At 35.4% G+C, this 12,659-nt stretch carries 13 protein-coding genes; all 13 read left to right on the top strand.

All coding sequences use genetic code 11. The features are described 5' to 3' along the window. Window position 1 precedes the first annotated feature (1 nt). The 13 genes from mraZ (at window position 2) to CP370_RS00295 (ending at window position 12,659) form a co-directional block, all read left to right on the top strand. The gene (gene mraZ / locus CP370_RS00355; RefSeq protein WP_011161838.1) at window positions 2-433 is read left to right on the top strand and encodes a division/cell wall cluster transcriptional repressor MraZ; all 432 of its coding nucleotides are present in this window, start codon (window positions 2-4) and stop codon (window positions 431-433) included. 4 nt (window positions 434-437) lie between these two features. Next, window positions 438-1,385 carry a 16S rRNA (cytosine(1402)-N(4))-methyltransferase RsmH gene (gene rsmH / locus CP370_RS00350; protein ID WP_087284240.1) on the top strand — a complete coding sequence of 316 codons (948 nt, stop codon included), beginning with the start codon at window positions 438-440 and terminating at the stop codon, window positions 1,383-1,385. A gap of 28 nt (window positions 1,386-1,413) precedes the next feature. Further along, window positions 1,414-1,776, top strand: a complete 363-nt coding sequence (gene ftsL, locus CP370_RS00345) for a cell division protein FtsL (RefSeq protein WP_004897582.1) — start codon at window positions 1,414-1,416, stop codon at window positions 1,774-1,776. Then, the gene (locus tag CP370_RS00340; protein WP_012846365.1) at window positions 1,776-3,926 is read left to right on the top strand and encodes a penicillin-binding protein; all 2,151 of its coding nucleotides are present in this window, start codon (window positions 1,776-1,778) and stop codon (window positions 3,924-3,926) included. Before ftsL ends, CP370_RS00340 begins: the two co-directional genes overlap by 1 nt. A gap of 24 nt (window positions 3,927-3,950) precedes the next feature. After that, window positions 3,951-4,910, top strand: a complete 960-nt coding sequence (gene mraY / locus CP370_RS00335; RefSeq protein WP_012846364.1) for a phospho-N-acetylmuramoyl-pentapeptide-transferase — start codon at window positions 3,951-3,953, stop codon at window positions 4,908-4,910. A gap of 7 nt (window positions 4,911-4,917) precedes the next feature. Continuing rightward, window positions 4,918-6,300, top strand: a complete 1,383-nt coding sequence (gene murD, locus CP370_RS00330) for a UDP-N-acetylmuramoyl-L-alanine--D-glutamate ligase (protein ID WP_087712861.1) — start codon at window positions 4,918-4,920, stop codon at window positions 6,298-6,300. A gap of 2 nt (window positions 6,301-6,302) precedes the next feature. Next, the gene (gene murG, locus CP370_RS00325; RefSeq protein ID WP_087712862.1) at window positions 6,303-7,415 is read left to right on the top strand and encodes an undecaprenyldiphospho-muramoylpentapeptide beta-N-acetylglucosaminyltransferase; all 1,113 of its coding nucleotides are present in this window, start codon (window positions 6,303-6,305) and stop codon (window positions 7,413-7,415) included. Window positions 7,416-7,433: 18 nt separating this feature from the next. Further along, the gene (locus tag CP370_RS00320) at window positions 7,434-8,282 is read left to right on the top strand and encodes a cell division protein FtsQ/DivIB (RefSeq protein ID WP_087712863.1); all 849 of its coding nucleotides are present in this window, start codon (window positions 7,434-7,436) and stop codon (window positions 8,280-8,282) included. A gap of 64 nt (window positions 8,283-8,346) precedes the next feature. Further along, window positions 8,347-9,717 carry a cell division protein FtsA gene (ftsA, locus tag CP370_RS00315; RefSeq protein WP_004897577.1) on the top strand — a complete coding sequence of 457 codons (1,371 nt, stop codon included), beginning with the start codon at window positions 8,347-8,349 and terminating at the stop codon, window positions 9,715-9,717. A gap of 17 nt (window positions 9,718-9,734) precedes the next feature. Then, window positions 9,735-11,111: a cell division protein FtsZ gene (gene ftsZ, locus CP370_RS00310; RefSeq protein WP_087284134.1), complete on the top strand. Its 1,377-nt coding sequence runs from the start codon at window positions 9,735-9,737 to the stop codon at window positions 11,109-11,111. A gap of 18 nt (window positions 11,112-11,129) precedes the next feature. Further along, window positions 11,130-11,564, top strand: coding sequence for a cell division protein SepF (locus CP370_RS00305; protein ID WP_004897575.1), 435 nt, complete (start codon window positions 11,130-11,132; stop codon window positions 11,562-11,564). Further along, window positions 11,564-11,860, top strand: a complete 297-nt coding sequence (locus tag CP370_RS00300) for a YggT family protein (protein ID WP_004894252.1) — start codon at window positions 11,564-11,566, stop codon at window positions 11,858-11,860. Before CP370_RS00305 ends, CP370_RS00300 begins: the two co-directional genes overlap by 1 nt. Window position 11,861: 1 nt before the next feature. After that, the gene (locus tag CP370_RS00295; protein ID WP_087712864.1) at window positions 11,862-12,659 is read left to right on the top strand and encodes an RNA-binding protein; all 798 of its coding nucleotides are present in this window, start codon (window positions 11,862-11,864) and stop codon (window positions 12,657-12,659) included.

Raw genomic sequence — 12,659 nt, 5'->3', positions numbered from 1 at the left:
CATGTTCATGGGCGAGTATCATCATAATCTCGACAGCAAAGGCCGGCTAATTATACCAGCCAAATTTAGAGTTGAGATTGGTGATAAGATGATATTTACTCGTGGAATGGAAGGCTGTATTTTTGGCTATCCAATTGAAGAATGGCAAAAAATTGAGGCTAAGTTAGCCAAACTTCCACTGACTAAGAGAAGTGCACGTAAGTTTACGCGACTTTTCTACTCAGGTGCGATGGAGAGTGAGTTTGACAAGCAAGGACGTGTTAATCTGACCATGACACTGAAAGAGCATGCCGCACTCATTAAGGAATGTGTAATTGTTGGTGTTTCCAATAGAATTGAAATTTGGTCAGCAGAACGCTGGAATGATTTCTCAGAGGAAGCCAACGAAAACTATGACGATATCGCAGAAGACTTGGATGACATCGAGTTATAAAATTATGAAATTCAAGCATAAAAGCGTGCTTTTGCACGAAACAATAGACAATTTAAATCCAAAAGATGGTGGTCTTTATGTAGACGCAACTTTTGGTGGTGGTGGTCACGCCCGTTATCTACTCAGTAAGTTAAATAAGGGTACTGTGATTGGATTTGATCAAGATGAGTATGCAATTTCTATGGCAAAAGAGAGTTTTGCCAAGGAGTTACAGGTAGGAGCAGAACCTCGATTAATGTTGGTTCATGATAACTTCTGTCATTTGAAAGAAAATCTGGTAGAGCTGGGGATTTCAGATGGAATAGATGGTATTTATTACGATCTCGGAGTTTCGTCTCCACAGTTTGATCAACCTGAACGGGGTTTTTCTTATCGTTTCGATGCTAGATTAGATATGAGGATGGACCAAAGCCAAGAGTTAGATGCTTATACAATGGTAAACACGTGGTCACAAAAAGAATTAAGTGACGTTTTGTATAAGTATGGAGATGAAAAGTTTTCTCGTCAGATTGCTAGAAAAATAGTTGATCGAAGAAAAGAGAAGCCAATTGTAACTACTTTTGATTTAGTAGATGTGATTAAGGATGCCATTCCAGCATATGCACGACGAAGTGGGGGACATCCTGCGAAGAAGAGCTTTCAAGCTATTCGAGTTGCAGTTAACAATGAATTAGAGGTATTACAAGAATCTCTTGAAGAAGCAATTAAGCTATTGAAACCAGGTGGTCGAATTAGTGTAATTACTTTTCAGTCTCATGAAGATAAAATCGTCAAAAAGATATTTAAAAAGTATTCTGAAGTCGAAATACCACGGGGAATGCCTATGGTACCGGCTGACAGTAAACCAACATTGCGATTGATTAGTCGCAAACCTATCATGGCAAGTAGCGATGAGTTAGAGGAAAATAATCGCTCACACAGTGCCAAGTTAAGGGTTGCAGAGAAATTATAATTTTTAGTTAATATTTAAGGAGAAAAAGATGGCTGATAGCTCAGCAAGAAATTTAAATTATCAACAAAGTCAACAGCAGACTGAGCAGCCAAAGAAAGCAATTGTTCTTAATCCTAAAAGCGTTCCTTGGACAGCATTTGAAAAAAGTTTAGTCGTTCTAGGTTCACTCATTACATTAGGTTTAATGATTTTATTGGTTTCAGCTAGCATTTCCGCTACTAGTGCTCAACATAAATTAGCAAATGTTGAGCAAACAATAATTTCTCAAAAAAGTCATAACACTGATCTTCGTCAGAAGATTGGTGAATTAACGTCAACTACTAGAATTAATAAAATTGCCCGTGATCAAGGCTTGCACTTGGTTGAGAGTAACATTAGGAATGTCCGTTAATGAAAAAGTTTAATAACTTAAATAGAAATAGATCCAAAGCCCACGGCTACCGCTTTACGGTGGGGAGAATCCTCCAGCTAGTCTTGGCTTTGGTTTTTCTTGTATTTATAGGTAGATTTTTATATATAGGGATTTCAAATCAGGTTGCTGGCGAAAACCTAAATAAGCGTGTAAATCAGATTTATAGGCGAAATGAGGTGTTAAAGGCAACCCGAGGAACAATTTATGATAAAAATGGTTTAACTCTTGCTGAAGATGCGCATGTCTTTACTGTATATGCCATCTTAGATAAGAGTTCAATTGATTATCATAATAAGCCAATGTATGTTACGAATAAACGCAAAACAGCACAAAAGTTGGCTGAAGTACTTCCTTTAAGTGAAGAAAAAATATATTCATATTTGACTCCGAAGCATAAGGCTTTCCAGGTTGAATTTGGTTCAGCTGGAACAGGTTTAACTTTATCTCAAAAGGAAAAAATTGAAGAGATGAAGTTGCCAGGAATTAAATTTATCGAAACTCCATCTAGACTTTATCCCAATGGAAACTTTGCTTCTCACATTATTGGTTTGGCACAACCCCAAAAGAATCAAGGAAATAGTACTTTAGTTGGTACGATGGGAATTGAAGCATACTTTGACAAGCAATTAGCCGGTAAAGATGGGTATCGCGAAGCTTTTGTAGATGCAGAAAATTATCAATTGCCTAATAGTCAAAAGAATGCACGTGCTACAAAAGATGGAGACAACATTTATTTGACACTTGATTCACGATTGCAAACCTACTTAGAGGTTTTAATGTCGCAAGTGCAAGATAAATATAAGCCAAAAGCTTTAACAGCAGTTGTAGAAGATATTAAAACTGGTAAAATTCTGGCTGCTTCTCAGCGTCCTACCTTTAATCCTCAAACTAAAAAGGGATTAGATACATCATGGCGAAATATGTTAGTGCAGGATTCCTATGAACCGGGATCAGTTTTCAAAGTTTTAACTTATTCAAGTGCAATTGAAAGCGGTCATTACAATCCTAATGAACAATTCAAGTCTGGAGCAGTCGCTGTTCAGGGCTCAACAATTCATGACTGGAACAATAGTGGGTGGGGAATCATTCCGTTTAGCCAAGCCTTTCCTCATTCCAGTAATGTTGGTTTTGTAAAAATTGAACAAAAGATGGGTTCAAAAACTTGGAAAGAATATTTGAATAAATACCGAATCGGTAAAAAGACAGGCGTAACGCTTCCTGGAGAAACCGCAGGTATTTTAAACTTTTCTACTCCGTTGAATCAGGCTGTTACTGCATTTGGACAAGGGGTTACTGTTAATGCAATGCAAATGATGCAAGCATATAGTGCCTTGGCCAATAATGGTCAGATGGTAAAACCTCAATTTGTCGAAAAAATAGTTTCACCTTCTGGTAAAGTAGTAGAAAAGTTTCACCGTACAAAAGTCGGAACACCTATTTATTCTGCTAAAACAGCTAAAACTGTTCTAAAAGGAATGCAAGATGTTGTAAACGCATCTTACGGTACTGGTGCAGCTTATAAAATGCCAGGAAAGAGCATCGCTGTAAAAACTGGTACGGCACAAATAGCTGGACCTCATGGTGGATATTTGACTGGGGATAATAATTATATTTTCTCAGTAGTTGGGGTAACACCTGCTAATAACCCTCGTTATTGTGTTTATTTAACCATGAAGCAGCCACAAAAAATGTCCAAACCAGCTGAAACAATTCTTTCTTCTATTTTTAAACCAATTATGAATCGCTTGATTTCACTTTCTGATTCTTCAGCAAAGGTTAATGAAAAAGTAACCGTCCCCGCTTTAACTGGTAAAAGCGTTGAAAAAGCAAAAGAAGATGCTAATAATGCAGGAGTTTCAGTTGAAGTGATTGGAACTGGAAAGAATGTTAGTCGGCAGTCAGTAGGAGCTGGTGTAAAAGAAGATACCGATACAAAGATTTTCTTGTATACTGGAGGACAAGTTACATGTCCAAATATGGTTGGCTGGAGCGAAGATAAGGTTAATAGCTTCATGACGACAACTGATATTCCAATTACGATTAATGGAAAAGGAAAAGTTACTAAACAGTCTATTCCGGCTGGGAAAGTAATTGATAAAAATAGTAAGCTATCTGTAAACTTAAAATAGTAAAAGTTAAAGGAGTAATACAAAATGCAGTTTTCTTTGATACCGTTCATTAGCAGCTTTGCTCTTACGGTTATCTTCTTACCGTTGTTTATTGGTTTCATGCGAATGAAACATGAAGGACAAGTTATTAGAGATGAAGGCCCTAAGTGGCATGAGAAAAAATCAGGTACACCAACTATGGGTGGAGTGGTCTTTATGCTTGCCGGTGTTATTTCTACCTTATGGGTGTTGATTTGGCAAAAAGATTTAAATAAGACTGCATGGATTTTAATTATTGCTTTCTTAGGATACGGAATTATTGGCTTTTTAGATGATGGAATTAAGCTATATTTCAAACGTAACTTAGGCTTGAGAGCATGGCAAAAATTATTAGGACAAATTATTATTGCAGCTTTAATTATTACACTAGCCTTTAGTGATCATTTTGCCTTTGAATTATATATACCTTTTGCAGGAATGGTAAGAAATTCCTTCCTCTTTAGTTTGTTTGTTCTTTTCTGGTTGGTTGGTTTTTCTAACGCAGTTAACTTATCTGATGGGTTAGATGGATTAGCAACTGGTTTATCCATTATTGCTTATGCTACTTATGCTTGGATAGCTTACCAAGAAAGAAATTGGGTTATCGTTGTATTTACTCTCAGTGTAATTGGTGGTTTAGTAGGTTTCTTCATTTTCAATCATAAGCCAGCTAAAATTTTCATGGGAGATGCAGGTTCATTAGCTTTAGGTGGAGGATTAGCTACTGTATCGATTTTCCTTCATTGTCCATGGTCATTGCTTTTAATTGGAATTGTTTTTGTATTAGAAACTTTAAGTGTGATCTTACAAGTTATTTCCTTCCAAACTACTGGAAAGAGAATTTTCAAGATGACACCAATCCATCACCATTTCGAAATGCTTGGCTGGTCTGAATGGAAGGTTGATATTGTATTTTGGATTGTTGGTTTAATTGGAAGTATTATTTATTTAATTATCTGGGGTTAATTTTAAAATGAAAAAAATTAAGACATACGAAAATAAAAATATTTTGATTTTAGGCTTAGGAAAGAGTGGTTTTTCCGTTGCTAAACTTCTTTTAAAGCTTGGCGCTAAGCTAACTTTAAATGATAAAAAAGATTTATCTAATGATGATCGTGCTGCTGAATTAGATAAGTTAGGAGTTAGAGTTATTTTTGGATACCATCCAGTAGAGATTTTTGATGAGGAAAAATTTGATTATCTTGTTAAAAACCCCGGAATTCCTTATGAAAATCCAATGGTAGAGAAGGCCGAAAAATTAGATATTCCAGTTATTACTGAGCCTGAAATTGCACTTAATGTTAGTGAAGCACCATACGTTTGTGTTACTGGCTCAAATGGAAAGACAACTACGGTCATGCTTACCCAAAGAATTATGGATCATCATTTATCTAAAAATGGTGGTCATGCTTATGCAGTTGGTAATATCGGTGTTCCAATTTCAGAAGTAGTTGAAAAAGCAACTTCTAAAGATCTCCTAGTAGTAGAAATGTCTAGTTTCCAATTACTTGGGGTAACTGATATTAAGCCTAAAGTAGCTGCCATTGTTGATATTTATAATAATGTTCACCTTGACTACCATAAGACTTTTGACAATTATGTTGAAGCTAAGCTTAGAATTACTCAATCTCAAGATCAAGATGATTATTTTATTGCTAACTTTGATCAAAAGAATATTTTAGAAAAAGAGCTTGATAAGACAAAAGCTAAGGTTCAGACATTTTCGGAAACAGATAAAACTGCCGACTATTTTATTGGTGATGAATATCTTGAAAGCAAAGACGATCATCACATTATGAAGATTAGCGATATCAAGATCCCAGGTATTCATAACCAACAAAATTGTTTAGTAGCCATTGCTATTTCTAAATTAATGAGTGCAGATGATAGTGACATTCAATATGCATTAAGTACTTTTACTGGTGCAACTCACCGTTTGCAATATGTAATGACTTATAATGATCGTAAAATTTATAACGATTCAAAATCAACGAATATTGAAGCTGCTACTGTAGCTATTCCATCATTTAAAGAGCCGGAAGTTTTGATTGCGGGTGGATTAGATCGTGGATTTATGTTTGATTCACTAGTTCCACTATTTAAAAAGCATGTAAAATCAATTGTACTTTATGGCGAAACTAAATATCTTTTAGCTGACGCTGCTCGTAAAGCGGGTATTAAAGATATTGTAATTGTTAATACTTTACAAGAAGCTGTTCCGCGAGCATATGAATTAAGTGAAGCAGGAGATATTATTTTGTTTTCACCAGCATGTGCATCTTGGGATCAATTTAACACTTTTGAGGAACGTGGAGACTTTTTTGTAAAATTTATTAAGGAATTAAAGACTAAATAAAAATGAGAGTAATTTTTTCTGGTGGCGGAACTGGTGGCCACATATATCCAATTATGGCGTTAATTGAACGTTTGAAAGAACGTAAGTTAGTTACAAATGATGAAATTTTGTTTGTTGGGACTGATCGAGGATTAGAATCGAAGATTGTTCCTGCGGCAGGAGTTCCTTTTAAGACTTTAAAAATTAAAGGATTTGATCGAAAGCATCCTCTAAAGAATTTCGAAACAATCGAATTATTCATTAAAGCTACAAAAGAAGCAAAACAAATTATTAAGAATTTTAAACCTGATGTAGTAGTGGGAACTGGTGGATATGTATCAGGCGCCATAGTTTATGAGGCAGCTAAAATGCATATTCCAACTGTCATTCATGAATCTAATTCAGTAGTTGGACTAGCAAATAAGTTTTTAGCTCATTATGTTGATAAAATTTGTTATACCTTTGATGATGCTGCAAAGCAATTTTCAAAGAAAAAGAAATTAGTAAAAACTGGTAATCCACGCTCACAACAAGTTCTTGGTTTAAATAAAGAAAACATTGATATTGCTAAGAAATGGGATTTAAATCCTAACATGCCAACTGTACTGATTTTTGGTGGCTCACGCGGTGCTTTAGCAATTAATCAAATCGTTGAAAAGTCTTTGCCAGAGCTTGAAACAAAACCATATCAGGTTATTTGGGCAACTGGGCAATTGTATTATGGCGATGTTAAGAAAAAATTAGCCGGTAAAGAAGTGAATTCAAATATAAAGATTGTTCCTTATATTGATAATATGCCAGGCTTATTACCACAAATGACATGCGTTGTAGCACGATCTGGGGCAACTAGTTTGGCTGAATTTACCGCCCTTGGTGTGCCTGTAATTTTAATACCTAGTCCAAATGTAACGCATAATCATCAAATGAAAAATGCGCTTGATATGGAAAAAGCAGGAGCGGCTTTAGTTATTGCAGAAAATGATTTAAATCCTAATAACTTTGTTTCATCAATCGATCATATTCTACTCGATACAAATTATGCAAAGAAGATGAGTGAAGCATCTAAGAAATTAGGTGTTCCAGATGCATCTGATCAAGTAATTTCGGTGATGGAAAGTCTAATTAAAAATAAATAGTGAAAGGGAGTGAGGCATGTGGCTAAAAGAAAAATAACCAAAAAAGATCCTAAAAAAGAATTGTCAGGATGGATTGATTATAAAAATAAGACAAACACTAATGAAAAAAGACGGGTCTCTGCCTCACTAACTAAATTGCAAGCTGAACGTCGGCATGCTTTATTGACTCGATTAGGTTTTATAATTTTCTTTTCACTGTGTTGTATTTTAGCTTTAGGATACTATATTTCTCCAAAAGCAAATGTAGCAAGCGTACAGGTTAAAGGAGCGCCTGAATTAAATAGTAGGCAAGTAGTAAAGACTGTAGGTATTTCTCCTGAAAACAAGGTTGTCTTTTGTCTCCTAAAAGGAAAAGAATACAGTAAAAAACTATCAGCTACTTTCCCAGAAATAGAGAAAGTACAAGTGGGCGTCCAAAAAGCAAATCATTTGATTTTAAATATCAAAGAGCGACCAGTAATCGGATATATTCATGAAGGTGACGGCTATCGCAAAATCTTGGCGACTGGAAAAGTAGGTAGCCAAATTATCGCAAGTAATAAAATTAATAAAAATAAGCCTTTGTTTACTGGATATAATCAAAAAGTCTCTCTTAGTGAAGATATCAAGGTTTATGCCAGTCTTCCAACAAATATCCGTGACCAAGTTAAAATGCTGAGTGGTGAAACACGAAGGCCAACGCAGATTATTTTGGTAATGAAAGATAATAATATAGTTATTGGAAATCTTTCTACCATTAAAAGTAAGATGCGCTACTATGACAAAATTAAAAGTCAGATAAGAGAACCATCTGTAATTGATTTTGAAATTGGTGCTTATAGTAGACCGCTCACACAGGCAGAAAAAGTCAAATTAGGACTGACTTGATATTAGTGAGAACTTAAACCATATGTTAAAATTTATTGTATAGTTATGTTTTGGGGGCATTACCTTGGATAAAACTGATTTACTCGTAGGCTTGGATATAGGAACAACAAGCGTAAAAGCAGTAGTCGCTGACACTGCATCTAATGAAATGCAAATTATTGGTGCTGCAAATGGTCCTACTAAAGGAATGCGGCACGGAAAAATTGTTGATATTGATCAAACTGCTGAAAGTATTAGTGCTGTTTTAAAGAAAGTAGCGCAAAAGACAAATTCAAAGATTTATCGCGTAGTAACTGGAATTCCAGTTGGATTGCTTCAATTAGAAAATGCTGTTGGATTAATTAACATTGAAGAAAATGGCAGAGAAGTTACTGATAATGATGTAAAACGTGTTTTAGTAACTGCTATTGATACAGCATTAAAAGATGGACGAGAAGCAATTGCTTTCTTACCTAATAAATTTTTAATTGATGGAAAAACTGATGTAGATGATCCGAGAAAAATGATTGCTCATTCACTGGAGGTACACGGTATATTATTGACGGCACCTAGTGCAGATTTACATAATATTCGCAAGGCTATCGAAAGAGCAGGGTATCAGAATAATTTCTTTGTACCTACACCGTTAGCAATTGCCAGTGTTGCTCTTGATGAAGGAGAAAGAACCTTTGGTACAGTTCTTCTGGATCTAGGTGGAGGATCAACTACTGCTACTGTTATTCATGAAAATAAGATTAAGTATGCGACAATTGATTTAGAGGGTGGAATTGATATTACCAATGATATTTCAGTTGTTTTAAATACTTCGAAAAAAGAAGCTGAAAAAATCAAACTACAATTTGGTTATGCAGATCCAAGCTTAACTTCTAGTGATAATCAATTTCCAGTTAATGTAGTGGGTGAAAATGCGCCAAAAATGATTGATGAAGAGTATTTAAGTGAAATAATAAATGCTCGTCTTGATCAAACTTTCAGTCGAATTGGAAAAGGATTAAAATCTCATGATGCCTTCAAGTTGCCAGGTGGAGTTGTGATTACTGGTGGAAGTAGTGCACTCCAGGGAATTGATGACATTGTAAAAGAAGATTTTGGCGTAAAGGCTAGAATTTTTCAACCAGATCAAATGGGACTACGCAATCCAATGTACGCTGCTAGCTATGGAGTAGTAAATTATGCTTATAGTTTGGCTGATATTGATTACTTGGTTAACAGTGTTATTTATGGAAACCAGATTACTTCTCCGGTTTCTAACCAATCTTCGTCTCAAGAAAATATGAAATTTTTCAAAAGACGTCTAACTCCTAGTGAAATGGAGCCCAAAGAAGATTATAATAAGACTAGTGCTACATCAACGGTCTCTACGTCTGAAGAGAATGATGATAATAAGAATAATAAAAAAGGAATCAAAGAATTCTTTAAGAAATTTTTTGATTAAATAAGGTGGTTTAGTAAATGGATTTTACTTTCGATTCTGATGACAACAAAAACGCAGTCATTAAAGTAATCGGTGTTGGTGGTGCCGGTGGTAACGCTGTAAACCGAATGATTGATGAAGGAGTACAGGGAGTTTCCTTTATCGCAGCTAACACGGACGTACAAGCTCTTAATAGTAATAAAGCAGAAAATAAGATTCAACTTGGACCTAAACTTACTCGTGGGTTAGGTGCAGGTTCTCATCCTGAAGTTGGTCAAAAAGCTGCTGAAGAGAGCCAACAAACAATTGAAGACTCTTTAAAGGGCGCTGACATGATCTTTATTACTGCTGGTATGGGTGGTGGTACTGGAACTGGTGCTGCTCCTGTAATTGCAAAGATTGCACGTGAAACTGGAGCGTTAACTGTTGGGGTTGTTACTCGTCCCTTTACATTTGAAGGTCCAAAACGTTCAAAAAATGCGGCAGAAGGAATTGCTCAATTAAAGCAATATGTTGATACCCTGGTTATCATTGCTAATAATCGTTTATTAGAAATGGTTGATAAGAAGACACCAATGATGGATGCGTTCAAAGAAGCTGATAACGTTCTTCGTCAAGGTGTCCAAGGTATTTCAGATTTAATTACTTCAACTGACTACGTTAACCTTGACTTTGCAGATGTTAAGACTGTAATGGAAAATCAAGGTGCTGCCTTAATGGGAATTGGTCGTGCTAGCGGAGAAAACAGAACAGTTGAAGCTACTAAACTTGCTATTTCATCTCCATTACTTGAAGTATCAATTGATGGTGCTAAGCAAGTTCTGCTTAACATCACTGGTGGACCAGATTTAACTTTATTTGAAGCGCAAGATGCTTCTGATATTGTTTCAAAAGCTGCTGGAGATGGTGTAAATATTATCTTTGGTACGTCAATCAATGCAAACTTAGGTGATGAAGTAGTAGTTACTGTTATTGCAACAGGAATTGACTCAAAGGCTGAGGAAGAAGCTTCAAAACAACCAATGCGTCGTCCTTCACGTCCAGCACGCCAAGAAGTAGTAACTCCAGAACCTACAAAGAGTGAACAACCAGAAGTATCTAAGCCTGCTTCAGCAGATGATACCGAAATTAAGGTTGAAAATACTATTTCTCACCAAGCTCCTACTCAATCTATGCCTGAAGTAAAAGCAGAAAAGAAAGAATCTCAAGATACTTTACTTGACCCCACAAGCGTTTGGAAGCAAGATAGAAAAGAGAACAATCGTCCAAAACCTGTAGAAAATAAAGAAAAAGATGACGATGAATTTGATTCATTTAGTTCAGACGACTCCACTAGTATTTCTCAAATTGAAACTAGTGTAGATGATGAATCAGATAATGATATTCCATTCTTCAAACATCGTCGTCAAGATTAATATTTGGAGGAAGAAATTATGGCTTTCGATAAATTAGGTAGATTTTTTGGTATCTCTGAAGATGATGAAATGAATGAAGTGCCATATACTGAATCAGAGGAACAGCAAGAAGAAATCCCTCAAACTCAAAAAAATGAGAGAAGAGCAAATGTTGTTTCTATTAATTCTGGTGTTAGTGCTACGAGTAAAATCGTTTTATACGAGCCTCGTGTATATTCTGATGCAAAAGAAGTAGCTCAAAATCTTCTAAATAACAAGGCTGTTATTATTAATTTTGCACGTATGGATGATGAACAGGCACGCAGAATCGTTGATTTTATTACTGGTACTGTTTATGCCCTAAATGGTGAAATTCAACGTGTGGGGGATAAGATCTTCTTAGCAACTCCACCAAAATTTGAAACTGATGGTAAAATTGCTGAATTGGTTGAAAAGAAAGATAAAATGGATTAATGATATTTTCAATTATAGGCTGGATATTACGCATTATTTCTGATTTATTAAATATCTATAGCTTTCTAATTGTTATCTATACTTTACTAACTTGGATTCCACGACTACTTGTAACTAAAGTGGGGCGAGTACTAGGGAAAATTGTTGAGCCTTATTTGGAGATATTTGAACGTTTTATTCCTCCAATAGCTGGAATTTCTTTTGCTCCCGTTGTAGCTTTGTTAGTAATTTATTTTGTAAACAATTATGTCCTTTATTGGATAGCAAATATAATTAGGTACGTGTTTATTAGATAAAATGGAAAAAAGACAAGCTAATAGTTTTTATCAACATTTTGATGAAAGTGAAAGACCGACGGTAGATTATTTCGTCGGTCTTTTTAATCAGTTTTTATTTAAAAATGAACCGATTTTAACTGATTTTCTTAATCCTAGAGAACAATATATTTTTCGAAAAATAGTTGGAGGATATGCACAGTTATACAGCTTTGGTGGCTTTTCAAATGCGGAAAAGAAGCGAATGCTTTTATGTGAGTGGAGTGAAGGGTACAAGCCCGATGAATTCAATATTTCGCTTTTAGAAATTGCTTATCCTCAAAAATGGTCTGAACTCACTCATAGTCAAATCTTAGGTGTTTTGACGCACCTAGGAATTGAATTGGATACTTTTGGTGATATTATCAATGATGAAAACGGAAATTGGCAGTTCTTCGTTAAAGCTGAATTGAAAGATTATTTTCTTGAGGAAATCGATCGAATTGGAAGAACAAAAGTGAAATTATCTGAACTGCCCCTATCCAAAGTTTTAATGCAGGAAGATGATAGCGAAGAAATGACTTCAGTAACGATCTCACTTCGACTTGATGCTGTTATCAGTGCGATTACGAACTTAAGCAGAAGCCAAGTTAAGAAAATTATTGAAGCGGGAGAAGTGAAATTAAATTGGCATCTTGTAACACAATCTAATATAATTATTTCTGTACAGGATATGCTTAGTATTCGCCATTATGGTAGATATGAGATTATTAATCTTGCCACTACGAAGAAAGGTAAAAAAAGACTTGAAATAAAAGTATGGCAAGCAAAGAAAAGGTGA

It is taken from the genome of Lactobacillus sp. UMNPBX19, assembly GCF_002553805.1.
Lineage (GTDB): Bacteria > Bacillota > Bacilli > Lactobacillales > Lactobacillaceae > Lactobacillus.
This window is presented reverse-complemented; position numbering and strand designations above follow the sequence as displayed.

What these genes read in the sequence shown, in the direction of transcription:
- rsmH (WP_087284240.1), top strand. Translation starts at nt 438, where the DNA reads ATGAAATTCAAGCATAAAAGCGTGCTTTTGCACGAAACAATAGACAAT.
- ftsZ (WP_087284134.1), top strand. Translation starts at nt 9,735, where the DNA reads ATGGATTTTACTTTCGATTCTGATGACAACAAAAACGCAGTCATTAAA.
- murD (WP_087712861.1), top strand. Translation starts at nt 4,918, where the DNA reads ATGAAAAAAATTAAGACATACGAAAATAAAAATATTTTGATTTTAGGC.
- mraY (WP_012846364.1), top strand. Translation starts at nt 3,951, where the DNA reads ATGCAGTTTTCTTTGATACCGTTCATTAGCAGCTTTGCTCTTACGGTT.
- mraZ (WP_011161838.1), top strand. Translation starts at nt 2, where the DNA reads ATGTTCATGGGCGAGTATCATCATAATCTCGACAGCAAAGGCCGGCTA.
- CP370_RS00305 (WP_004897575.1), top strand. Translation starts at nt 11,130, where the DNA reads ATGGCTTTCGATAAATTAGGTAGATTTTTTGGTATCTCTGAAGATGAT.
- CP370_RS00340 (WP_012846365.1), top strand. Translation starts at nt 1,776, where the DNA reads ATGAAAAAGTTTAATAACTTAAATAGAAATAGATCCAAAGCCCACGGC.
- murG (WP_087712862.1), top strand. Translation starts at nt 6,303, where the DNA reads ATGAGAGTAATTTTTTCTGGTGGCGGAACTGGTGGCCACATATATCCA.
- CP370_RS00300 (WP_004894252.1), top strand. Translation starts at nt 11,564, where the DNA reads ATGATATTTTCAATTATAGGCTGGATATTACGCATTATTTCTGATTTA.
- CP370_RS00295 (WP_087712864.1), top strand. Translation starts at nt 11,862, where the DNA reads ATGGAAAAAAGACAAGCTAATAGTTTTTATCAACATTTTGATGAAAGT.
- ftsL (WP_004897582.1), top strand. Translation starts at nt 1,414, where the DNA reads ATGGCTGATAGCTCAGCAAGAAATTTAAATTATCAACAAAGTCAACAG.